At 57.3% G+C, this 24,733-nt stretch carries 16 protein-coding genes and 2 tRNA genes; 7 read left to right on the top strand and 11 right to left on the bottom strand.

What is annotated here, in order from left to right; genetic code table 11:
* Positions 1 to 168 precede the first annotated feature (168 nt).
* Complete coding sequence (gene rssB, locus G0034_RS12775; protein WP_014884168.1) at positions 169 to 1,182, bottom strand: two-component system response regulator RssB; 1,014 nt, start codon at positions 1,180 to 1,182, stop codon at positions 169 to 171.
* A 91-nt stretch (positions 1,183 to 1,273) separates the two neighbouring features.
* Complete coding sequence (gene rssA / locus G0034_RS12780) at positions 1,274 to 2,176, bottom strand: patatin-like phospholipase RssA (protein WP_023330575.1); 903 nt, start codon at positions 2,174 to 2,176, stop codon at positions 1,274 to 1,276.
* Between the two features lie 114 nt (positions 2,177 to 2,290).
* Here rssA and G0034_RS12785 point away from each other — a divergent pair, with 114 nt between their 5' ends.
* From G0034_RS12785 to G0034_RS12800, 4 genes are all read left to right on the top strand, one after another.
* Complete coding sequence (locus tag G0034_RS12785; RefSeq protein WP_023330576.1) at positions 2,291 to 2,749, top strand: YchJ family protein; 459 nt, start codon at positions 2,291 to 2,293, stop codon at positions 2,747 to 2,749.
* A 46-nt stretch (positions 2,750 to 2,795) separates the two neighbouring features.
* A complete protein-coding gene (gene purU, locus G0034_RS12790) occupies positions 2,796 to 3,638 on the top strand; it encodes a formyltetrahydrofolate deformylase (RefSeq protein WP_014884171.1) in 843 nt (280 codons plus the stop codon).
* Positions 3,639 to 3,795: 157 nt separating this feature from the next.
* Positions 3,796 to 3,880, top strand: a tRNA-Tyr gene (locus G0034_RS12795).
* A 35-nt stretch (positions 3,881 to 3,915) separates the two neighbouring features.
* Positions 3,916 to 4,000, top strand: a tRNA-Tyr gene (locus G0034_RS12800).
* A gap of 84 nt (positions 4,001 to 4,084) precedes the next feature.
* Here G0034_RS12800 and G0034_RS12805 read toward each other — a convergent pair.
* Positions 4,085 to 4,528 (bottom strand): Lrp/AsnC family transcriptional regulator, encoded by a 444-nt coding sequence (locus G0034_RS12805; protein ID WP_179120922.1) that lies wholly within the window; start codon positions 4,526 to 4,528, stop codon positions 4,085 to 4,087.
* Between the two features lie 108 nt (positions 4,529 to 4,636).
* Here G0034_RS12805 and G0034_RS12810 point away from each other — a divergent pair, with 108 nt between their 5' ends.
* The gene (locus G0034_RS12810) at positions 4,637 to 5,533 is read left to right on the top strand and encodes a DMT family transporter (RefSeq protein ID WP_045281226.1); all 897 of its coding nucleotides are present in this window, start codon (positions 4,637 to 4,639) and stop codon (positions 5,531 to 5,533) included.
* On the opposite strand, the gene narI is transcribed toward G0034_RS12810, so the two are convergent.
* The 5 genes from narI to G0034_RS12835 form a co-directional block, all read right to left on the bottom strand.
* On the bottom strand, positions 5,530 to 6,207 hold the full coding sequence (narI, locus tag G0034_RS12815; protein WP_045281225.1) for a respiratory nitrate reductase subunit gamma: 678 nt from the start codon (positions 6,205 to 6,207) through the stop codon (positions 5,530 to 5,532). The genes G0034_RS12810 and narI overlap by 4 nt on opposite strands.
* Positions 6,207 to 6,917 carry a nitrate reductase molybdenum cofactor assembly chaperone gene (gene narJ, locus G0034_RS12820; protein WP_069602166.1) on the bottom strand — a complete coding sequence of 237 codons (711 nt, stop codon included), beginning with the start codon at positions 6,915 to 6,917 and terminating at the stop codon, positions 6,207 to 6,209. The genes narI and narJ overlap by 1 nt, the downstream gene beginning before the upstream one ends.
* Complete coding sequence (narH, locus tag G0034_RS12825) at positions 6,914 to 8,449, bottom strand: nitrate reductase subunit beta (RefSeq protein ID WP_063943228.1); 1,536 nt, start codon at positions 8,447 to 8,449, stop codon at positions 6,914 to 6,916. The genes narJ and narH overlap by 4 nt, the downstream gene beginning before the upstream one ends.
* The gene (locus G0034_RS12830; RefSeq protein WP_023338400.1) at positions 8,446 to 12,189 is read right to left on the bottom strand and encodes a nitrate reductase subunit alpha; all 3,744 of its coding nucleotides are present in this window, start codon (positions 12,187 to 12,189) and stop codon (positions 8,446 to 8,448) included. Before G0034_RS12830 ends, narH begins: the two co-directional genes overlap by 4 nt.
* A gap of 379 nt (positions 12,190 to 12,568) precedes the next feature.
* Positions 12,569 to 13,966: a NarK family nitrate/nitrite MFS transporter gene (locus G0034_RS12835; RefSeq protein WP_014884177.1), complete on the bottom strand. Its 1,398-nt coding sequence runs from the start codon at positions 13,964 to 13,966 to the stop codon at positions 12,569 to 12,571.
* 308 nt (positions 13,967 to 14,274) lie between these two features.
* Between G0034_RS12835 and narX the strand changes: the two genes are divergently transcribed.
* Together narX and narL are read left to right on the top strand one after the other, a co-directional pair.
* Positions 14,275 to 16,071: a nitrate/nitrite two-component system sensor histidine kinase NarX gene (gene narX, locus G0034_RS12840; RefSeq protein WP_014884178.1), complete on the top strand. Its 1,797-nt coding sequence runs from the start codon at positions 14,275 to 14,277 to the stop codon at positions 16,069 to 16,071.
* A complete protein-coding gene (narL, locus tag G0034_RS12845; RefSeq protein WP_008499531.1) occupies positions 16,064 to 16,714 on the top strand; it encodes a two-component system response regulator NarL in 651 nt (216 codons plus the stop codon). The genes narX and narL overlap by 8 nt, the downstream gene beginning before the upstream one ends.
* Before the next feature lie 3 nt (positions 16,715 to 16,717).
* Here narL and G0034_RS12850 read toward each other — a convergent pair whose 3' ends face one another.
* The 3 genes from G0034_RS12850 to nirB all read right to left on the bottom strand — a co-directional run bounded on the left by G0034_RS12850 (position 16,718) and on the right by nirB (position 24,733).
* Positions 16,718 to 18,124, bottom strand: a complete 1,407-nt coding sequence (locus G0034_RS12850) for a YchO/YchP family invasin (protein WP_179120923.1) — start codon at positions 18,122 to 18,124, stop codon at positions 16,718 to 16,720.
* 148 nt (positions 18,125 to 18,272) lie between these two features.
* Positions 18,273 to 20,750 (bottom strand): nitrate reductase, encoded by a 2,478-nt coding sequence (locus G0034_RS12855; protein WP_179120924.1) that lies wholly within the window; start codon positions 20,748 to 20,750, stop codon positions 18,273 to 18,275.
* Positions 20,747 to 24,733 (bottom strand): nitrite reductase large subunit NirB, encoded by a 3,987-nt coding sequence (nirB, locus tag G0034_RS12860; RefSeq protein WP_179120925.1) that lies wholly within the window; start codon positions 24,731 to 24,733, stop codon positions 20,747 to 20,749. Before nirB ends, G0034_RS12855 begins: the two co-directional genes overlap by 4 nt.

The following is a 24,733-nucleotide window of genomic DNA, read 5'->3' on the forward strand; positions in this document are numbered from 1 at the left end:
TTTTATGCAATAAATAACGCGTTGAGTATATCAGCCTCGCCCTACAGTCCGGGTCTGAAAAGAACGCGTTGCCGATCAATTAGGACAAATACGCATGATTCTGGGCTGCGATAGTAGCACTCCCGAGAAAACAGAGGTAAAGCAATCTTAAAATTACGCTCCAGTTGCTTATTCCGTGGACAACATTAAGCGTAGCCTTCCCCCAGCCCCCCAAATTTGGCACTGCCATGAGGAACAACGGTGGCTAATTTGATTAAGATACGCCGTACCCAGTGTTCCAAGCGGTACACCGTTACTCACCTGAATATGGTGTTCGCCCGTATTCAGTGACGCATTCAGACCTGCTGAAACGAGGATAAGATTTTTTAAACCGCTATGGTAATAACCCACCAGCAGTGGGAACTGTCCCGGTAAATTGGCCTGACGAAAAAGCTGGTTTACTTGTTTGAGTAAACTGCCTAACTCAGGAAGCCGTTGTCCCTGATGCGATAACTGTTCCTGCAATAAACCGTTAAATAGCGCACGAAGTAACAACGCGGCTAATACGCCATTATCCCCTGCACGGGTTACGTCCAGAGAATAAAACGCGAGATCAGAGTCAGACAGTGGCGCAATATCCAGCACCAGCCCAGGCTGGTCAGCCGCCACCAGCTGGCGATAATTTACGCGGCAGTGTGAAATAGTCTGCTGAACGGGTGGCTGAAGTTCTTGCAACAGTTTGGCTGCCGCAGGCGGATCACTTACCAGCGCGTCCCAGTCCTGGAAAAGACGTTCCTCTTCCTCAACGCGGGAATTAAACATATTCGGATAGAGGCACGCTAATACCGTTTCACGTAACCGGTTCAGATCTTTAACGGGTTTAAGCAGGATATCCTGGACGCCAAGGCGCAATGCTTTGGCGATATCCGCCATATTTTCTGTCGCAGAGATCACCAGAATGGGCATCTGGTCACCCTCGTTACGCAGATGTTCAACCAGTTTCAGTCCGTTCATGCGCGGCATCGCGATATCGCAAATCATCAGATCGGGCGCAATGCTGGTCATTTTTTCCAGCGCGTCGATGCCATCTTCAGCCAGTAACGTGTTTGCGCCCAGTGAGGATAACCATGAATCCAGTAGCGATCGGAAAACGGGCTCGTCTTCAACAATCAAAATGTGTTTTCCGGCCAATGGCTGCGTCATGGTTCCTCCCCTGACTGATAGTTACTAAATAGTGGCATGCTATCGGTACTATCGCCTGTCAGATTTTGCTGAAGTAGTCAAAAAAAGGTGCTTAACGTGCTGTTCGCACAAATGGCAGCAACTCGTCTATTTTCTTTTCGACGGCTAATGAGCCCGCTGCGATGGCGGCCTCAGCCCGATGGAAATCAAGGGTAGAGATTTGTGGACAGTATGGCTGAATAAGAATATCCGGAGGATCGCCAGCCATACGGTTACGTTTAAGGCGATTCTCAAGAACCTGAATAGAGGTGGTCATGATTTCCATCGCCGTCGGTGCGGCGACCGAGCGTCGTGCGGCCAGACGCCCAATCCTTCCACGCAAACGCGCGTGCCAGGCAAGCTTCTCGCCTTCGGCATCTTCGCTCTGGAGATTGACCGGCATAAGGTCTTGCTGCATCAGGTGAGCATCGTGCTGCAAATCCACGGCAATCACGATATCGGCCCCCATGGCACGCGTCAGAGAGATGGGAACAGGATTAACGACGCCACCGTCGACAAGCCAATAACCGTTATGGGGGACAGGTGCCATAAGCCCGGGAATGCTGCATGAGGCACGCACCGCAAGGTGAATATCTCCTTCGGTCAGCCAGAGTTCGCGTCCGGTGCTGAGATTCGTCGCGACGGCACCGAAAGGCATCTGACAATCCGTGAAGTCCTGAAGAGGCATAACCTGGCGGAACTGGTTAAAGACGCGTTCGCCGCGCAACAGTCCACCGCGCTGCCAGGAGAGATCCATCAGGCGAAGCACGTCCCAGTAGCTGAAGGAACGTACCCAGGTTTCGAGTTCCGGGAGTTTGCCGCACGCATACGCGGAGCCGACAAGCGATCCTATGGAACATCCCGCAACGATATCGACGTCAACGCCCATCTTGTTTAAGGCATTAATCACGCCGATGTGGGACCATCCCCGGGCTGCACCTGAGCCCAGCGCCAGTCCAATTTTAACCTTTCTCATTAGCCCTGTTTTACTTCCCCTGGATTCCTGACATAGCGTCAACGCAACAGCTCAGTTAACATAGTGCTACCCGAGGCGTTTAACGCCCTTATTTTTTATTTCAGGAAGAGAATCGTGTCTCAACTCTGCCCCTGTGGTAGCGCTCTGGAGTATAGCCTATGTTGCCAGCGATATCTTTCTGGCAATCAGGTTGCACCGGACCCGTCACACCTCATGCGTTCGCGGTATACTGCTTTTGTGATCAAAGACGCAGACTACCTGATAAAAACCTGGCACCCATCCTGCCACGCCGCCGACTTCAGACAAGAGATCGAAGCCGGGTTTACGCATACCCAATGGCTAGGACTTACCGTCTTTGAATCGTCACCCGGCAGTCACGACGACGAAGGCTTTGTCAGCTTTGTCGCCCGCTTTACCGAGAACAATAAACCTGGCGCCATTATCGAGCGTTCCCGGTTCTTAAAGGAAAGCGGGCAATGGTATTATATTGACGGTACGCGCCCACAGTTTGGTCGTAACGATCCCTGCCCTTGTGGTTCAGGTAAAAAATTTAAAAAGTGTTGCGGGCAGTAACGCCTGACAACCCAGACTTCGCAAATACAAACAGGATTTCCCGGCGATGCAATCATTACAACGTAAAGTTCTGCGCACTATCTGTCCCGATCAAAAAGGGCTGATCGCACGAATTACCAACATTTGCTACAAACATGAACTGAATATCGTGCAGAACAACGAGTTCGTTGACCACCGTACCGGTCGTTTCTTCATGCGAACCGAACTGGAAGGTATTTTCAACGACACCACCCTGCTTGCCGATCTGGACAGCGCGCTGCCGGAAGGTTCAGTGCGTGAGCTGAATCCAGCGGGCCGTCGCCGCGTTGTGATTCTGGTGACGAAAGAAGCTCACTGCCTGGGCGATCTGCTAATGAAAGCCAATTACGGCGGTCTGGATGTTGAAATCGCCGCGGTTATCGGCAACCACGAGACCCTGCGCACGCTGGTTGAACGGTTTGATATTCCGTTTGAACTGGTGAGCCATGAAGGCCATACCCGTGAAGAGCATGACAACCTGATGGCTGAAGCCATTGAAGCGCATAATCCGGACTACGTGGTGCTGGCGAAATATATGCGCGTGCTGACGCCCTCTTTCGTGGCGCGTTTCCCGAACAAGATCATCAACATTCACCACTCATTCCTGCCAGCCTTCATTGGTGCCCGCCCTTACCATCAGGCGTACGAGCGCGGCGTGAAGATCATCGGCGCGACCGCGCACTACGTGAATGACAATCTGGACGAAGGCCCAATCATCATGCAGGACGTCATTCACGTGGATCACACCTACACGGCAGAAGACATGATGCGCGCTGGCCGCGACGTTGAGAAAAATGTGTTAAGCCGTGCGCTGTATCAGGTGCTGGCACAGCGTGTCTTTGTCTACGGTAACAGAACGATTATTCTTTAATCGACAATGAAATGAACTGGTTAGCTTTCCAGCTTTGCGCGTAAAAATCAGGCAACCAGTTTATTTTTATTGTGGTAACGCTTTACAGGGGCGTGTCATTTGATATGATGCGCCCCGCTTCCAGCAGGAAGCGGGCCAGTAAATAGCATTACCCCGTGGTGGGGTTCCCGAGCGGCCAAAGGGAGCAGACTGTAAATCTGCCGTCATCGACTTCGAAGGTTCGAATCCTTCCCCCACCACCATCTCTCAGCATTACCTCAAAATGTGAATTACCCCTGGTGGGGTTCCCGAGCGGCCAAAGGGAGCAGACTGTAAATCTGCCGTCATCGACTTCGAAGGTTCGAATCCTTCCCCCACCACCATCATTTAAAAAAATCATCACAGAACCGAACTTAGCCCACTTTTGTAGGCCGGGTAAGGCGCAGCCACCACCCGGCGACAGGCAGCTACATCGGTGGCAATCGTCGCTTCACCGGCGAACTCTTCACAATCGACGTATTACACTGCGCATGTTCCGCCAGCCCGTCCAGCAACACATCCAGTTGCTCTATCGAGCGCACCACCAGCCTGATCACGAAGCAATCTTCCCCGGTCACTTTGTCGTTCTCAATACACTCCGGCATCGCCTGAATGTACTTATCCACTTTATGCAGCAACCCAGGCAGCGGCCGCACGCGCACCAGCGCCTGCAGCGTATATCCCAACGCCGCCAGATTCACCCGCGCACGATATCCCTGAATCACACCGCGTTCTTCCAGCCTTTTCAGCCGTTCTGCCGTGCTGGGTGAGGTCAAACCGATACGGCCACTGAGCACCTTCAGCGACATGCGCGCATCTTCAACCAGGCAGGTTAATATGTGTCTGTCGATCTCATCGAGAAGGTTTTCCATCGATTTTGCCTCATTTTAAAAAGTCATCACTCTCTTTCACCTTATATCACCCCTGTAAAACCCGACAGCGATTTTCGACAATAAGGTCATTAAATCAGGAGGTGGATAATGCGTGATTTCCATAAAGGCGTCTGGCAAATGAGCCTGGCGATGTTAATTTCCGGCTCTATCGGTGCGTTTGTTTTACTCTCCGGTCTGCCCGTCACGGAAGTGGTCTTCTGGCGCTGTCTTATTGGGGCCATAACACTTTTTATTTTTATCCGGGTCAGTCAAAAGCCCTTTAGTCCCCTCACCCGCACCACGCTGATGCTGGCGATTCTCGGGGGTGTGGCATTAGTTGTGAACTGGCTACTGCTTTTCGCCGCTTACGAACGTATCTCTATTGGCCTGTCTACCGTGGTATATAACACCCAGCCGTTTATGCTGGTATTGATGGGGATGTTTTTAGGTGAGCGCGTCAGCCTGGTAAAATGGGGCTGGCTGTTCCTCGCCTTTGGCGGAGTGGTGATATTGCTCTCCAGTGAGCTGACCGGAGCCCATAACAGTAAATGGCTCGCAGGGGTTGGTCTGGCCATGGCCGCGGCCTTCTTCTATGCGCTGACGGCAATCATTGCGCGCAAACTCAAAACAATCGCCCCACAGCATATCGCTTTTATCCAGGTGCTGACCGGCGTGGTGATGCTGCTGCCTTTTGCCAGCCAGCCGTCGCTCTCCGGCGATTTTCCCTGGCCGATCTTGCTGACGCTGGGCATCGTCCATACCGGTATTATGTATCAACTGCTGTATAGCGCGATCCAGAAACTGCCAACGCCGGTGACCGGCTCCCTGTCGTTTATCTATCCGGTGGTGGCAATTATTGTAGATAATCTGGTGTTCGGACACGCATTGAACCTGACGCAGCTGGCGGGTGGCGCGTTAATCCTGTTTGCCGCGGCGGGCAACAACCTGGGCTGGGGCGAAAAAAAACCCCGCGAGTGCGGGGTTGGTATTAAAACGGTGCATTAGCGACGGGCACGCACAATCTGATACTTGCGCGTCAGGTACTCCACCGGCGCGCTCCAGATGTGTACCAGACGGGAGAACGGGAACAGCACAAACATCGTCATCCCCAGCACCAGGTGAACGCGGAAGATAAACGCCACGCCGTCCAGGTGTTCGGACGCGCCACCGTGGAAAGTCACCACGGACTGCGCCCAGCCGACCAGCTTCATCATTTCACTGCCGTCCATATGCTGCGCCGAGAACGGAATGGTCAGCAGACCCAGCGCGCATTGCACCACCAGCAGGGAAAGGATCAGGATGTCCGCCGCAGTGGTCGTTGCCCTCACCCGCGGGCTGAACAGACGACGTTTCAGCAACAGCAGGCCCCCGACGAGGGTCATCACGCCGCAGGCACCGCCCGCGATCATCGCCATCTTCTGTTTCACCTCAATCGGCAGCCACGCTTCGTACATCCAGTGCGGGGTCAGCATCCCGAGGAAGTGCCCGGCAAAAATCCCGAGGATCCCGATATGAAACAGGTTAGACGCGACGTGCATCCCCTTACGATCCAGCATCTGGCTGGAGGCAGCACGCCAGGTGTACTGGCCGTAGTCATAACGCAGCCAGCTTCCCACCAGGAACACGGTGCCCGCGATATACGGGTAAATGTCAAAGAAGAACATATTCAGGAAGTGCATTAGTGCCGTCCTCCGTTAGAGATATCCAAATATTGCGGAGCGACCGCCCCGGCAAAACGACGCTGGTGAGCGGAGATTTCAGACTCGCCGCAGCTCTGGTCAGCAAAGAATTTCACCTGCTCTTCCTCCCAGACCGCATCCAGCGCTTGCGGGGTATCATCGCGGGCTTCATCCGCGATTTTCTCCGCCACTTTTTCACTGTCGACAGCGGCGTTTGCAAGCTTCATCAGCAGGTCGAACAGCACCGCATAGCGGCTCTGACGCTGCTGAAGACGCGCGCTGAGCAATGCCAGGATCGGCGCGATGTCCTGCAGACCGCCCAGCGCCTCGTCTTTCGGCAGTTGAGCCAGATACTCCAGGTACAGCGGCAGATGGTCCGGCAGCTCGCGGCTGTCGAGCATCAGGCCGTGCTGCTCGTACTGAGCCATCAGGTCCACCATCGCCTGACCCCGGTCGCGGGATTCACCATGAACGTGTTCGAACAGCAGTAACGACGTTGCACGGCCACGGTCAAACAGCTGGCTGTAGTCCGCCTGCGCGTCGAGCAGATCGCGCGATAACAGGTCGCGGAGGAAAACGCCCAGCGTCTGGGCATCCTCTTTATCCAGGTTTTCAGATGACGCGAGTGCATCAAAAAGCTCCTGCTGATGCTGCGCAAGCGCAGCATCCGGATACTCGAGCAGACGCGAAACAATGACGAGTTCAATCATTGGTGCGGCTCCGTTTTGCTGGTCACATCCATGGCGTCGATGCGGCGGCTGTTAAACAGGTTGAATTTGCTGTCTGACCCATGGCAACCGTCGCCAAAACTAAAGCCACAGCCATTTTTCTCCGGGAAGGCCTCGCGAGCCAGTTCACGGTGGCTGCTCGGCACCACGAAACGGTCTTCATAGTTCGCAATTGCCAGGTAGCGGTACATCTCCTGGGCCTGTGCTTCAGTCAGACCGACCTCGTCCAGCGCGCGGGTATCGTTAACGCCATCAACGGTTTCCGCACGCTTAAAGTGACGCATCGCCAGCATACGTTTCAGCGCCAGCAGTACCGGCTGGGTATCCCCTGCGGTCAGCAGGTTTGCCAGATACTGAACCGGGATACGCAGGCTCTCGACGTCCGGCAGAATGCCGTTGCTGCCCAGCTCGCCTGCATCGGCAGCAGACTGGATTGGCGACAGCGGCGGCACGTACCAGACCATCGGCAGCGTGCGGTATTCCGGATGAAGCGGCAGAGCCAGCTTCCAGTCCATCGCCATTTTATACACCGGCGACTGTTGCGCCGCGTCGATAACGCTCTGTGGAATACCGTCCTTCAGCGCCTGCTCAATGACTTTCGGATCGTTCGGGTCAAGGAACACGTCAAGCTGACGCTGATACAGATCTTTCTCGTTCTCAGTGCTCGCGGCATTTTCAATCGCGTCTGCGTCATACAGCAGCACGCCGAGGTAGCGGATACGGCCTACGCAGCTTTCGGAGCAGACGGTTGGCATACCGGCTTCGATACGCGGGTAGCAGAAGATGCACTTCTCTGATTTCCCGCTCTTCCAGTTGAAGTAGATTTTTTTGTACGGGCAGCCGGTGATGCACATACGCCAGCCGCGGCATTTGTCCTGGTCGATCAGAACGATGCCGTCCTCTTCACGCTTGTAGATGGCGCCGCTTGGGCAGGTCGCCACGCACGCCGGGTTCAGGCAGTGCTCGCAAAGGCGCGGCAGATACATCATGAAGGTGTTTTCGAACTGGCCGTACATCGCCTTCTGCATGTTCTCGAAGTTCTGGTCTTTGGCGCGTTTTTCGAACTCGCCGCCCAGAATCTCCTCCCAGTTTGGACCGCTGGTAATTTTGTCCATGCGCTTGCCGGTGATCAGCGAGCGAGGACGCGCGATCGGCTGGTGTTTGCTTTCTGGCGCGTTGTGCAGGTTCTGGTAGTCATAGTCAAACGGCTCGTAGTAATCCTCAATGCCCGGCAGATGCGGGTTAGCGAAGATTTTTCCCAGAAGCATCGCGCGGTTACCCATGCGCGGCTGCAGCTTGCCGTTGATTTTACGGATCCAACCGCCCTTCCACTTCTCCTGGTTTTCCCAGTCGGTCGGGAAGCCGGTACCCGGCTTGCTTTCCACGTTGTTGAACCAGGCGTACTCCATACCTTCACGGCTGGTCCAGACGTTTTTACAGGTGACCGAGCAGGTGTGACAGCCGATGCATTTATCCAGATTCAGCACCATGCCGACTTGTGAACGAATTTTCATTTTACGCTCTCCTGTACCTGGTCATTACCTTCGCCGTCTAACCAGTTAATGTTCTTCATCTTACGTACCACCACGAACTCATCGCGGTTCGATCCTACGGTGCCGTAGTAGTTAAAGCCGTAGGCCAGCTGTGCATAGCCCCCGATCATATGGGTCGGCTTCGGCGTAATACGGGTCACGGAGTTGTGGATCCCGCCGCGCTGTTCGGTGATTTCTGACCCCGGCAGGTTAACGATACGTTCCTGCGCGTGGTACATCATGGTCATCCCGGCCGGTACGCGCTGGCTCACCACCGCACGCGCCGTCAGGGCACCGTTGCTGTTAAACACCTCGATCCAGTCGTTATCTTCAATACCCAGATCTTTGGCATCCGTCTCGCTCATCCAGACAATCGGACCGCCGCGCGAAAGCGTCAGCATCAGCAGGTTGTCGCTATAGGTCGAGTGGATCCCCCACTTCTGGTGCGGCGTCAGGAAGTTCAGCGCCTTTTCAGGGTTACCGTTGGATTTCGCGCCCATAACTGCGGTTACGGAGCGGGTGTCGATTGGCGGACGGTACACCAGCAGGCTTTCACCGAAGTCACGCATCCACTGGTGATCCTGATACAGGGACTGACGACCGGACAGCGTGCGCCATGGGATCAGCTCGTGAACGTTGGTGTAACCGGCGTTATAGGAGACATGCTCATCTTCAAGTCCTGACCAGGTCGGGCTGGAGATAATCTTGCGCGGCTGGGCCTGAATATCGCGGAAGCGGATTTTCTCTTCCTCTTTATTCGTTGCCAGATGCGTGTGGTCACGACCGGTAAACTCGCTCAGCGCTGCCCACGCCTTCACCGCCACGTGGCCGTTGGTTTCCGGCGCCAGGGTCAGGATCATCTCTGCGGCATCAATCGCCGTGTTCAGCATTGGCTGGCCTTTCGCCGGGCCGTCCGCTTTGGTGTAATTGAGCTTACGCAGCAGATCCATTTCGCTCTGGGTATTCCAGGCAATCCCTTTCCCGCCGTTACCGATTTTCTCCATCAGCGGACCGATAGAGGTAAATCGCTCGTACGTCGCCGGGTAATCACGCTCCACCGGAATGATGTGCGGCGCGGTCACGCCCGGGATCAGGTCACATTCGCCTTTTTTCCAGTCTTTGACGTCCAGCGGCTGCGCCAGCTCGGCCGCAGAGTCGTGCTGGATTGGCAGCGTCACCACGTCGGTCTCTTTGCCCAGATGCCCGACGCACACTTCAGAGAATTTCTTCGCGATATCTTTGTAGATATCCCAGTCGCTTTTCGACTCCCACGCCGGGTCAACCGCGGCAGACAGTGGATGAATAAACGGATGCATATCCGAGGTATTCATGTCGTCTTTTTCGTACCAGGTCGCGGTTGGCAGCACGATATCGGAATACAGGCAGGTACTGGACAGACGGAAGTCGAGGGTCACCACCAGATCCAGCTTGCCGTCCAGACCGTTGTCTTTCCATTCCACCTCTTCCGGCTTCACGCCACCCTGCCTGCCGAGATCTTTCCCCTGGATACCGTTCTCGGTACCGAGCAGGTATTTCAGCATGTACTCGTGACCTTTACCGGACGAGCCCAGCAGGTTGGAGCGCCAGATGAACAGGTTACGCGGATGGTTTTTGCCGTTCTCAGGCTGTTCAGCCGCGAAACGGATTGAGCCGTCTTTCAGGGACTTAACGGTGTAATCCACCGGTGACATTCCAGCTTTTTTCGCCTCTTCCGCGATGCGCAGCGGGTTAGTACCCAGCTGCGGCGCAGACGGCAGCCAGCCCATGCGCTCAGCACGGACGTTGAAGTCAATCAGGTGGCCACTGTAGCGGGATTTATCCGCCATTGGCGACAGCAATTCCTGCGCGGTAACCGTCTCGTAGCGCCACTGGCTGGAGTGGTTATAGAAGTACGAGGTACTGTTCATGTGACGTGCAGGACGCTGCCAGTCAAGGGCAAACGCCAGCGGCTGCCAGCCGGTCTGCGGACGCAGTTTTTCCTGGCCTACGTAGTGGGCCCAACCGCCGCCGCTCTGACCGACACAGCCGCAGAAGATCAGCATGTTGATCAGGCCACGATAGTTCATATCGAGGTGATACCAGTGGTTCAGACCCGCGCCGACGATGATCATTGAGCGACCGTGCGTCTTATCCGCGTTTTCTGCAAATTCGCGGGCGATACGGGTAATCTGTGCGCGAGGAACGCCGGTGATCTGCTCCGCCCATGCCGGGGTGTAGGCTTTTACGTCGTCATAGCTGGTTGCGCAGTTTTCATCATTCAGACCCCGTTCCAGACCGTAGTTCGCCATGGTCAAATCGTAAACGGTAGTGACGAGCGCCGTTGAGCCATCAGCCAGCTGCAGGCGTTTAACCGGCAGTTTATGCATCAGAACATTTTTCAGTTCAACCTTGTTGAAGTGCTCTGATCCTTCGCCTCCAAAGTACGGGAAGCCGACCTCGGCGATCTCGTCCTGGCTGCCCAGCATGCTGAGACGCAGTTCCGTCTCTTCACCGGTGGTACCGTTACGCTGTTCGAGGTTCCACTTGCCCTTCTCACCCCAGCGGAAGCCGATAGAGCCGTTAGGTGCCACCAGCTCGCCGTTGCTGTTATACGCAACGGTTTTCCATTCAGGGTTATTTTCCTGGCCCAGCGCGTCCACCAGATCGGCGGCGCGCAGCGTACGGCCAGCGGCGTAGTAACCATCACGCTCTTCCAGCATCACCAGCATCGGCATGTCGGTGTAGCGACGTACATAGTCGGTGAAATACTGACTTGGTTTATCGAGGTGGAATTCGCGCAGCATAACGTGGCCCATCGCCATCGCCATCGCGGCGTCGGTACCCTGTTTCGGTGCCAGCCACAGGTCACACAGTTTGGCAATTTCCGCGTAGTCCGGGGTGATCGCAACGGTTTTGGTCCCTTTGTAGCGGACTTCGGTAAAGAAGTGCGCGTCCGGGGTACGGGTCTGCGGAACGTTAGAGCCCCAGGCGATGAGGTAGCTTGAGTTGTACCAGTCAGCAGATTCCGGCACGTCGGTTTGCTCGCCCCAGGTCTGCGGAGACGCAGGCGGCAGGTCGCAGTACCAGTCGTAGAAGCTCAGACAGGTGCCGCCGATCAGTGACAGATAGCGCGCGCCGGAGGCGTAAGAGACCATCGACATCGCCGGGATCGGCGAGAAGCCTGCCACGCGGTCAGGGCCGTAGGTTTTGACAGTGTAGACGTTAGAGGCGGCAATCAGCTCGTTCACCTCTTTCCAGGAGGAACGAACAAAGCCACCGCGGCCGCGAGCCTGCTTAAAGCTTTTCGCTTTATCCGCATCTTCGATGATGGACGCCCAGGCATCAACCGGATCGCTGTGCTGCACTTTCGCTTCACGCCACATTTTCATCAGACGCTTACGCATCAGCGGGTATTTCAGACGGTTAGCGCTATAGAGATACCAGGAGTAGCTGGCGCCACGCGGGCAGCCGCGCGGTTCGTGGTTCGGCATATCCGGGCGGGTGCGCGGATAGTCGGTCTGCTGCATTTCCCAGGTCACCAGACCGTTTTTAACGAAAATCTTCCAGCTACATGAGCCAGTGCAGTTTACGCCGTGGGTAGAACGGACAACTTTGTCATGCTGCCAGCGTTGACGGTAACCGTCTTCCCAGTCCCGGTTGGTATCCAGAACCTGGCCGTGCCCATCGGCAAAAGTTTCACCCTTCTGTTTGAAGTAGCGAAACCGGTCCAAAAATTTGCTCATCGGGTATCTCCTGTGTGGAGCCTGTGGCTCTCTAAATCGACATTGCTGATTTGCAGCGAAGGTAACGCTCTGAAAGAGGAGGAGAATTGATAACGATCAAGACGACGAGGGACTTTCAGGGGTGGGGTTAGGCCAAATACCACCAAAGCGGTAGATTTTAAAAATTCATAATAATATGATTTTTAATGATATTTTCATTTCATCGTACAATAACCACGGCAAAATTTAACATCTCAGGTATTAAGGGGTAGACCTCCCTGCAAGGCGACGGCGATCACAGTGTTACCGGCGCGCTTCTGTGCAAACCCACCAGTATGTTGTAACTACTTCCAGATCAAAAAAAACGCGGCCCCAAGGCCGCGCAAACGGATAATCACACTTACTTATTTTTCTTGGTATTACGGCCATATACCAGCCACGTAATCACAACGCAGGCGATATAGAACACAAGGAACACTTTCATCGCACCCGCCGGGGAACCGGTCAGGTCAAGCGAAATACCGAACGCTTTCGGGATAAAGAAGCCGCCAATGGCACCGATGGCAGAGATAAAGCCCAGCGCAGCAGCGGTATCCGTCGCCGCTTCACGCATCGCCTGCTCTTCGCTTCCACCCTGCGCTTTCACGCGATCCATCGTCAGCTTACGGAAGATCACGGAGATCATCTGGAAGGTGGACGCACTCCCCAAACCGGCCGTCAGGAACAGCACCATAAACACGCCGAAGAAGGCGATGAAGTTTCCGCCCTGTCCGTCCGCTGGCAGCGTCAGGAACAGCAACGCACAGAAGACAGCCATCACGACAAAGTTCACCAGCGTCACGCGGGTACCGCCCAGACGGTCAGAAACCATGCCGCCCAGTGAGCGAGCCAGCGCGCCAATAAATGGACCAAAGAAGGCGAATTGCAGGATCTGCACGTCCGGGAACTGGGTTTTCGACAGCATGGCGAAACCGGCAGAGAAACCGATAAACGACCCGAAGGTGGCCAGATACAGCAGCGCCATCACCCAAAGGTGTCCACGTTTCAGCACCGGCAGCTGTTCACTCAGTGACGCCTTCGACGCAGACAGATCGTTCATAAAGAACCACGCTGCCAGGGTGAAGACCACCAGGAACGGCACCCAAATCCAGGCGGCGTTCTGCAGGTAGAGGGAAGAACCATCCGCCTGTTCAACGCCACCGCCACCAAAGGCAGCAAAAATGGACACCGAGATCGCCAGCGGCGCGATCAGCTGCATCACGCTCACGCCCATGTTGCCCAGACCACCGTTAATGCCCAGCGCGCCACCCTGTTTCGCTTTCGGGAAGAAGAAGCTGATGTTCGCCATACTGGAGGCGAAGTTCGCACCCGCAAAACCGCACAGCAGGGAGATGATCACGAACACGCTGAACGGCGTGGACGTATCCTGCACCGCGAAGCCGAGCCACACGCAAGGCACGATCATGATCCCGGTACTGAATGCCGTCCAGCGACGGCCACCAAAGACCGGCACCATAAAGGCGTAAGGAACGCGCAGCAGCGCGCCTGACAGCGACGGCAACGCGGTCAGCATAAACAGCTGATCGGTTGTGAACGTAAACCCAACTTTTGGCAGATTTACCGCCACTGCACTAAACAACATCCATACGCAAAACGCTAATAACAGACACGGAACGGAAATCCACAGATTCCGGCTTGCTACACGATGGCCGCGCTGTTGCCAGAACGCCGGATCCTCTGGACGCCAGTCTGTAATAACGGCACCATTTTCCCTTTCGGGAGCGGATGAGTGACTCATAGACACCTCTGATTCTCGAATGATGCTGCAAACATTAGGGTTTTAGGGCGGCGGTAAGTTGATATAAATCAAAGGAAAAGTGCGAGGATTTGCGGCACGAAAAAAGGTCTTATCCTTAGTGAGTAGGCAAATCAGGTCAAAAAGACGTAGTTTTTCACGGCGCTGACGCGTCCCTGCTCCCCTACCCTCAGATGCATACTCCACTGGCAATTTAGGAGTAATCATTTATAGGTATGGGTATACTCCAGGGTATGCACCAGAATAGCGCCATTCCTGCAAGCAGGCCACGTCAGGAGCCCGGCAACTCTATGTTAAAAAGATGTTTATCACCGCTGACACTCGTCAATCAGTTAGCCCTGATCGTTTTGCTGTCCACCGCACTCGGCGTGACCGGCATGGCGATTTCCGGCTGGCTGGTACAAGGGGTACAGGGTAATGCGCATGCCATCAATGAGGCAGGCTCGCTACGCATGCAGAGTTACCGTCTGCTGGCGTCGGTGCCTCTGACGCAGGACGACCAGCCTCTCATTGATGAAATGGAGCGCACGGCTTTCAGCCCTGAACTGGAAAATGCAGCCATCCGCGCCGGTCAGCAATCCCAGCTTAAAGCCCTTCAGGGCTACTGGCACACCCAACTGGAACCCGGACTGAAACAGGCGCAAAGCCCGGAGACGGTCGCGCAGGACGTGGCGGGTTTTGTCTCACGCATTGATGCCCTGGTCTCCTCTTTTGACCAAACCACTGAATTACGCATCGATCGGGTGGTGATGGTACACCGTGCCATGGCGCTGTTTATGGGCCTGCTGCTGATCTTCACCATTATCTGGCTCCGCGCGCGGCTGCTGAATCCGTGGAAACAGCTGCTGGCCATGGCCCGGGCGGTAACCGCCCGGGATTTTACCCAGCGCACGCACATCAGCGGACGCAACGAAATGGCGATGCTCGGCCAGGCGCTCAACACCATGTCGGCAGAGCTGTCCGAAAGCTACGCGGTGCTTGAGCAGCGCGTACAGGAAAAAACGGCGGGGCTGGAGCAGAAAAACGAAATCCTCTCTTTCCTGTGGCAGGCCAACCGCCGGCTGCACATGCAGGTGCCGCTCTGTGAACGCCTCTCCCCGGTGCTGAATGGCCTGCAAAATCTGACCCTGCTGCATGACCTGGAGCTGCGCGTTTACGACGTGGAAGATGAAGATAATCATCAGGAGTTTACCTGTCAGTCCGACATGTCCTGTGATGATAAAGGCTGTCATTTATGCCCTCGCGGCCTGCCGCCGTCGACCACTGGCGGCACGACGCTGAAATGGCGACTAACGGACAGCCATACCCAGTACGGTATTCTGCTGGCGACCCTGCCCGCCGGGCGTCACCTGAGCCACGATCAGCAACAGCTGGTTGATACGCTGGTTGAACAGCTAACGGCCACGCTGGCGCTCGACAGGCATCAGGAAAAACAGCAGCAGCTGATCGTTATGGAAGAACGCGCCACCATCGCCCGCGAGCTGCATGACTCGATCGCCCAGTCGCTCTCCTGTATGAAAATGCAGGTAAGCTGCCTGCAGATGCAGGATGCGCAGATGCCGGACAGTAATAAACAGCTACTCAGCCAGATACGCAACGAGCTGAATACGTCCTGGGTACAGCTGCGTGAGCTGCTGACCACCTTCCGCCTGCAGCTGACCGAGCCGGGCCTGCGTCCGGCGCTGGAAGCCAGCTGTCAGGAGTTTAGCGCCCGGCTGGGGTTCCCGGTGAAGCTGGATTACCAGCTGCCGCCACGGTTTGTCCCGTCACATCAGGCTATTCATCTACTGCAGATCGCCCGTGAAGCACTCAGCAACGTGCTTAAACACGCGGAAGCGACGGCGGTCACGGTCACCGTCAGCCAGCACGCTAACCAGGTCAGACTCACGGTTCACGACAACGGCCGCGGCGTGCCGGAAAATGCCGAGCGCACGAACCACTATGGTTTAATCATTATGCGAGACCGCGCCCAAAGCCTGCGCGGTGATTGTCAGGTTCGCCGGAGAGAGACGGGTGGCACGGAAGTCGTGGTCACCTTTATTCCCGAAAAACCGCTTACAACTTCTCAAGGAGAAACCCATGACTAATCAGGAACCGGCATCCATCCTGTTGATCGACGACCATCCGATGCTGCGTACTGGCGTAAAACAGCTGGTCAGCATGGCACCCGATATTACCGTGGTTGGCGAAGCCAGCAACGGGGAACAGGGCATTGAGCTCGCCGAGTCCCTCGATCCCGATCTGATCCTGCTCGATCTGAACATGCCCGGGATGAACGGCCTGGAGACCCTCGACAAGCTGCGGGAAAAATCGCTTTCCGGACGCATCGTCGTCTTTAGCGTCTCGAACCATGAAGAAGATGTGGTCACGGCGCTGAAGCGCGGCGCGGATGGTTATCTGCTGAAAGATATGGAGCCGGAAGATCTGCTTAAAGCACTGCAGCAGGCCGCGGCGGGCGAGATGGTGCTGAGTGAAGCCCTGACGCCGGTGCTGGCCGCCAGCCTGCGGGCCAACCGCGCCACGTCTGACCGTGACGTCAGCCAGTTAACACCGCGCGAACGCGATATTCTCAAACTAATCGCCCAGGGGCTGCCGAATAAAATGATCGCCCGCCGTCTGGATATCACCGAAAGCACGGTCAAAGTGCATGTGAAGCATATGCTGAAGAAAATGAAGTTAAAATCCCGCGTTGAGGCCGCCGTGTGGGTACATCAGGAACGCATTTTCTAAGGATTACTCATCCGGCAGCAGCTTCCAGCGCGGGTCGTCGTCAGGTATAGCGATCAGCGGCTGCACCACCGCAAGCGTGATCTCATTGGACGAGACGCGCTGGCCCTTCTCATCTTCCACTACCGCCGAAAGATGCCAGCGGTTTGTCGCGCCTTCTGCCTCATTCCAGGCAGGCATAATCACGCTCCAGCCGTCGCTGCTGTTACCCTTCCCGGGCGACGTCAGGCTCAGTGCCTGGGTATCGCCCTGCCAGTGGATCTGACGGATGCCGTGCGTGCTACGAATCTGTAGCTTCAGCATGACGGTTTCACCCCCTTTCAGATCCCACGGCGGCGTTGCCAGCCAGACGGACAGCGTTTTACGCTGGCGGAACTCCATAATCGGAAGGCTGTTACGCTCGGGGGAATCATAGCGGCTGCCACGCAGAGAACGCGTGGCCGCAACTTCACTGGCGGAGAGTTGCTTTACCAGCGGCACGCCAAAGCGGTAGTTAAGCTTCAGGCCGAGGTTATTCTGGCTTTCGCCGCTTTCACCCTGCTTATGCGCGGCGGTCAGCGTGACCAGCGGAACCGGGGTATAGTTAAGCCCAAGATTGACCGCCACCGGGTTGTGATAGCCGGTTCCGCTGTTGAAGAGATCAACGTTGTCGCCAAAATACTGCTCGACGCTGACGCTGGTGTTCAGGTGATGAAACCACGGCAGCCAGGCTTTGGCGGTGACATCATATCCCCGCGCCATTCGCTGTTCCTGAACATCAGATCTGTCGCGCCATCCGGCAAACGGCTGGTAATAGTTCGCTGACAGGCGCAGATTCTCCCCCCACACCTCGGCGCCCAGTCCGGCACGCTGCAGGTTTTCGTCCAGCAGATTATCGTAGAAGGTGTTATAGCCCAGCAGCCATTTTCCGGCGACCCAGCGCTGGCCGATTCCGGCGTTACTGACCAGGCCATCCGTCTGCTGCGTCAGGCCAAGCTGGCTCCAGCTCAGGTAACGGTTGTTATCGTTCCAGGGGATAAACCAGCTCCCGCTGCTGCCGTTAAATTTGCCCTCGTTATCCACCAGTAAATTGACGCTGGCGTTCCCCCAGGGCGACAGCCAGGACTCAATCTGCTGGTTCACTTCGCCGCTCACCGCGTCGCGCACCTGACCAAAGGCAAACTGACGCGCCTGCTCGCCCGTTGTCAGGCCGTTGTCGGTCATACTGGCTTCACCAAAGGCTTTCGCCATTTCGGCCAGGTGCTTTTCCCCTTCCCCTGAGGGAGCAGCCATACCCAGGTCGGGCAGATTATCCCCGTTATTATCAAAGGGATTTTGTGCCTGCTGGATAAAGGAACGCTGCGCACCGTGAACGGCTCCGGCCGTAAGAAGGGGGAGTAAGAGCAGAAAACGAATGCGGGACGATACAACCATCAACGTCGTAAAAAAGAACCTGTGTTTATGGATAAACTCTTATTATGTTAACGCGATAAGCCTGGAAATGCAGTTCTGGCGGAAATTTCAGGATTATCCTGAAACTGATTGTCGGGTGGCGACTCCGCCACCCGACGCCCTTACACCATCATCCAAACAGTCCTTTCAACTCCGAAACGCAGGAGCCGCAGTTCGTGCCGCACCGTAACGTTGCCCCCAGCGCGGCGACGCTTTCGCACCCTCCGGCTATCGCCTCCCGAATCGCATTTTCTCCGACGCTGAAGCAGCTACAGATAATGCGTCCCGGATCCACCGTCTCCTCCACACCCTGCCCGTTCAGCAGCGCATGACGCTCTGCAGGCGTCGTGGGGGGCGAGCGAAAAGCAGCGTCAATGATCGGGTGTACCAGCTCCGGTAACGTGGTGCCTTCCCAGAAGCCGAGCATCAGCTGACCTTCATGCCAGGCCAGCAGGCTGCTGCGTTCGCCGGTTTGAGCAACCTGTAACTGCCAGCCCCGGCTGCTGGCGTAGTTCATGACCCACGACAGCAACGGTTTATCTCCTGATACCGTCAGATGCGAGGCTTTACGCCACCAGTGAACCCAGGATGGTAACGCCGGCTGTTCGTGGGTATAGAGCACCCCTTGCCAGGCGGGCAGCCAGGGCATGATCCGAACGGCGGTTTGTTTGCTCTCCGGCTGGCCCGACGCCGGATCGCAGCGCCCTTCCACCAGCGCATTCACCTTTCCCTGACGGGCAAACACGGCGTTCCAGTGCATCGGGGCAAACGCCTCGCCTTGCCGGATGCCGCGGTTGACTCGCACTCTGGCGACCATCACGCCGCGCGGCGAACTGATCCGCGCCAGCTGGCCATCACACAACGAGAACCGCACGGCATCGCTGGCGCAGACCTCAACAAACGGCTCCGCGATATGCTGCATCAACCGGGACACATACCCCGTCCGGGTCATGGTGTGCCATTGATCGCGGATGCGTCCGGTATTGAGGATCACCGGGTACAGCGTGCTGACCGCCGCACCGTGCTGGACCGGATCGACCGGCACCAGGTTTCGACGCGGAAAATCCCCCGTTGACCACTGATACGGCTCCAGCCGCTCCCACGCTTCCCGGGTAAGTTCAGCCAGGTCATGCAGGTTCAATGCCCGCGAGCCGTCATTTTCAAAGGCCGTCAGCGCCGCGTGCTCGCAAAAAATCTCGTGCGGATGTTGCCAGGCAAAGGCATCACCGTGACCCAGCCGTTGTGCAATCTGCGCGACGATCCACCAGTCCGGTTTTGCCTCTCCCGGGGCAGGCAGAAAGGCGCGCTGGCGCGAAATACGCCGCTCGGAATTGGTCACAGTGCCGTCCTTCTCCCCCCAGGCCAGCGCCGGAAAACGGATTTGGGCGAACCGGCTGGTGTCGGTATCGTTCATGACCTCAGAAACAATCACCAGCGGGCAGCCTGCCAGCGCCTGACATACGGCGTGACTGTCCGGCAGCGAGACCGCTGGGTTGGTGCCCATGATCCACACCGCCTTCACTTCGCCACGGGCAATGGCATCGAACAGTTCAACCGCCATCAGGCCTGGCGTCTGCGCCAGCCTTTCCGTTCCCCAGAAACGCGCCACCCGCGAAAGATCGTCCGGCTCAAAGTTCATGTGCGCCGCCAGCTGATTTGCCAGCCCGCCCACTTCCCGTCCGCCCATGGCGTTTGGCTGTCCGGTCAGCGAAAACGGACCGCAGCCCGGGCGGTTGAATTTTCCGCTGGCAAGATGGACGTTGATGATGGCGTTACACTTGTCGCTACCGCTCGATGACTGGTTGATCCCCATGGTGTAGAGCGTGATCGCGCGTGGCGCGGTGACAAACCAGTCATAAAACACACCAATATCCTGCACAGGAAGGTCGCAACACGCCGCCACGCGGGCCATCGGCCACGCGTCGGTTCCCTGGATCACATTGAGCAACCCTACAAACAGCCCCGCATCGCTGCCGGGTTTTAGCGCCAGATGCAGGTCAGCAATATCACAGGTAACCGTTTCACGCGGGTCAATCACCACCACCTTCATCTGCGGATGGGTTTGCTTTGCCTGCACCAGCCGCTGGTACAGGACGGGGTGCGTCCAGGCGGCATTCGAGCCCACCAGTACCACCAGATCGCTGTTCTCCACGTCCTCGTAACTGCACGGCACCACGTCCTCACCGAAGGCACGTTTATAACCCACCACCGCTGACGACATGCAGAGCCGGGAGTTGGTATCAATGTTCGCCGCCCCGATAAACCCCTTCATCAGCTTGTTAGCAGCGTAGTAATCCTCGGTTAACAGCTGGCCGGATGCGTAGAACGCCACCGCCTGCGGCCCCCATGTGTCGATAATGAGCTGGAGCCGTTCACCTGCCGCCTCCAGTGCCTGCGTCCAGTCCACCTCATGACCGTCGAGGACCGGGCGCAAAAGCCGCCCCTGTAAATCGGTTGTCTCCCCCAGGGCGGCCCCTTTCACGCACAGGCGACCAAAATTCGCCGGATGGGTTTCATCTCCCCGAACGCTGACCACGCCGCCTTCCACGCGGGCGACCACGCCGCAGCCCACCCCGCAGTAGGGGCATGTTGTCCGGGTTTCTGTCATGAAGCCTCCGCACGCATGACCAGGGCATCGTTACCGACCCACACTTTGCCGTTTTCGATTTTCACCGGCCAGGCGCGTACCGCAGGCTCACCATTTTCAACCTGACAGCCATCGCGCAGACGAATGCGCTGTTTATAAAGCGGAGAGATCACCACCGGCTCCCCCGCCGCATCGCCAAGAATGCCGCGAGAAAGCACGTTCGCACGGCTTCCTGGCTCCAGGTCGTCGAGGGCATAAACGGTTTTGCCAAAGCGGAACAGCGCAATCGCATTGTGACCAAGACGCGCGCCAATGCCCGCCTGTTCGGGGATATCCTCGATACCGCAGATTTCCTGCCAGCGTTTGCCTTGCTCTGCGGCAGTGTCGTTCACAGCGGTGCGGAACAGCGCCAGACGGTTGGGATCGTTGAGCGTGGTCTGCCATTCGCACTGGTAGGTTTCTACCACCCGGGCCATCTCCTGCTCCAGTTCGTGGGCAATACCCAGACTGTCGTCGAGGATCACCTCGCGCAGATAGTCGAGGCCGCCTTCCAGGTTGTCCATCCAGGTGCTGGTGCGCTGCAGGCGATCCGCCGTGCGGATGTAGAACATCAGGAACCGGTCAACGGTACGGATCAGCGTTTCATCGTCCAGATCGCTGGCGAAAAGATCCGCATGGCGCGGCTTCATGCCGCCGTTGCCGCACAGGTAGAGGTTCCAGCCTTTATCGGTGGCAATGACGCCCACGTCTTTGCTCTGCGCCTCGGCACACTCGCGGGTACAGCCGGAAACCGCCATTTTGATTTTGTGCGGCGCGCGCAGGCCTTTGTAACGGTGCTCCAGTTTGACCGCGAGGCCGGTGGAGTCCTGCACGCCATAGCGGCACCAGGTCGACCCAACGCAGGATTTCACCGTGCGCAGAGATTTCCCGTAAGCGTGGCCGGTCTCAAATCCGGCTTCCACCAGCGCCTGCCAGATCTCCGGTAGCTGTTCCAGAGTGGCGCCAAAGAGGTCAATACGCTGCCCGCCAGTGATTTTGCTGTAAAGGCTATAGCGCTTTGCAATCTGGCCGATGGCGATCAGCCCGTCGGCGGTCACTTCCCCGGCGGGCATACGCGGCACGATGGAATAGGTTCCGTCCTTCTGAATATTGGCAAAGTAACGGTCGTTGGTGTCCTGCAGCGGCAGATGCGTCGGTTTAAGCAGATACTCGTTCCAGCAGGAAGCCAGCACGGACCCGACCAGCGGCTTACAGATTTCGCACCCGTGTCCCTGACCGTAGCGGCTGATGAGCTGGTCAAAGGTGCGGATATGGTTGACGCGCACCAGGTGGTAAATTTCCTGGCGTGACCAGGGGAAGTGTTCACAGATATCCTTTTTCACCTCCACGCCCTGTTCAGCAAGCTGAAACTCCATCACCTGCTTCACCAGCGCACTACAGCCCCCGCAACCGGTCGCCGCTTTAGTGCACTGTTTGATGGCACCGATATCCGTTGCGCCCGCGCTCACGGCCTGGCAAATATCGCCCTTGCTGACGTTATGACACGAACAGATCTGCGCACTTTCCGGCAGCGCCGCCACGCCCAGCGCTTTTGGCGCGCTGCCTGAGGATGCGGGTAATATCAGGGTTTCCGGCGCTTTCGGCAGGCTGATTCCATTGAGCATCATCTGCACCAGCGTGGCGTATTCGCTGGCATCACCCACCAGCACGCCGCCGAGCAGCGTTTTGCTGTCGTGGCTGACCACGATTTTCTTGTAGATTTGCTGCGGGCCGTGCGTCCACTGGTAGCTCAGCGCCCCCGGCGTGCGCCCGTGAGCGTCGCCAAACGACGCCACATCCACGCCCAGCAGCTTGAGTTTGGTGCTCATATCCGCGCCGGTGAAGGTTTTATCCTCCCCTGCCAGCACGGCGGCGGCCACGCGTGCCATCTGGTAGCCCGGGGCAACCAGTCCAAAGATTTTCCCTTCCCACAACGCGCATTCGCCAATGGCAAACACGTCACGGTCGGAAGTCTGGCAGCCATCGTTAATGCAGATCCCGCCGCGCTCGCCGATAGCCAGCCCGCTGCTGCGCGCCAGCGCGTCCTGCGGACGGATACCGGCAGAAAAGACCACCAGGTCTGTTTCCAGCGCTTCGCCATCGGCAAAGCGCAGCACCAGCCCGTCATCCGTCGACGCTATTTCCGTGGTGGCTTTAGCGGTGTGAACGCCCACGCCCAGCGCCTCGATTTTCTTGCGCAGCATCGACGCGCCGTCGTTATCGAGCTGAACCGCCATCAGATTGGGCGCAAACTCCACCACGTGAGTGTCGAGCCCGAGTTGTTTCAGGGCGTTTGCTGCCTCCAGCCCCAGCAACCCGCCGCCGATGACGGCCCCGCGACGCGCACCCGCCGCATGGGCCGCAATGTTGTCGAGATCGTCGAGCGTGCGGTAGACAAAACAGCCCGGCAGATCGTTACCCGGTACCGGCGGGACAAACGGGTATGAGCCGGTCGCCAGCACCAGTTTATCCCAGTGCGTTTCATGCCCACTGGCGGTACGCACCACGCGCGCGTCGCGGTCAATGGCGACAATCTGCTGCGACAGGCGCAGCTCAATGCCGTTATCAGCAAAAAAATCCCCTGCCACCAGCGAGAGCGAATCCGCACTGCGGCCGCCAAAATACTCGGACAGATGCACGCGGTCATAGGCGGCATAGCGCTCTTCACCAAAGACCACGATCTGATACTGCTGATGTAAGTTGCGGTTAACGCAATCTTCGAGAAAATGATGGCCGACCATACCGTGCCCAACCACCACCAGAGTAGGTTTTGTCATAGCGTTCTGTCCTGCAACCTGCGGTTGCGTAGTGAATCGATCGAACAGCCAGTCCGCGTGTGCGGGCGCAGCCGTTGCCAGTAAATCGGTAAATGTCGCCGCGTTGCGGCAATCTCCCATCAGCAGCACGCCAGCCAGCGTCCCCTGATGGATCAGTAAGCGACGATAGTGACGCGTCAGCGGATCCCATGAACGCCAGACCACGTCGCCCTCCTGCTCCGCCGCACGACCCAGGCTGAACAGCTCCACGCCGGTCACCTTGAGGCGCACACCGTTGTCGGTGAGGGTAAACGGCGCAGTGGTGTCGCCCGCCAGCCGTGCGGCGAGGATATCGGCCTGCGCCAGACAGGGTGCGACCAGGCCAAACGTCTGGCCATCAATTTCGCAGCACTCGCCAATGGCATAGATGTCCGGCGCGGAGGTCTGCATCTGGTGATTCACCACAATCCCGCGCGCGCAATGAAGGCCGCTGGCCTTTGCCAGGTCAATGTTGGGCTGCACGCCGGTCGCCAGCACCACGCGCGCCGCAGCAATACTGCGTCCATTGAGCAACGTCACGGTGTTGTCGTTAATCGCCGAGATGCCGGAGGCAAGCTCACAGCGTACGCCCCGTTCCGCCAGCGCCTCCTCCAGCAGCGCGCCAGCCTGTTGATCCAGCTGTTGTTCCATCAGCCACGGACCGCGATGAACGAGCGTGACGTTGTCACCTGAGCGTGCCAGTGCTGCCGCAGTCTCAACCCCAAGCACGCCGCCCCCCAGCACCACCGCCGGACCGGAAACTGCCTGAATGGCGCAGGTATCCTCCAGGGTGCGGAACGTGAACACCTGCGGCGCATCACCGCCGGGGATCGGCGGAACAAAAGGCGTTGAACCGGTGGCAAATACCAGGGCATCCCAACCCAGCGTGCGGGTGGCGGTTCGCACTTCCCGTGAGACCACGTCCACGGCAAGCGCCCTTTCGCCCCGCAGCACCATAACGCCACGTACCCGGTACCAGTCCTCATCCTGAAGACAGATATCCGCTGCCGCTTTCTCGCCCCCCAGCACCGGCGAAAGCTGAATGCGGTTATAGGCATGCTCAGGCTCATCACCGACGACGGTGATAGCAAAACGACCCGAGGCCCGCCCGGTTAGCCCGTCAATCAGCCGGGTGGCCGCCATTCCATTCCCGATAATGACCAGTCGCAT

This window comes from Enterobacter sp. T2, assembly GCF_010692925.1.
Lineage (GTDB): Bacteria > Pseudomonadota > Gammaproteobacteria > Enterobacterales > Enterobacteriaceae > Enterobacter > Enterobacter kobei.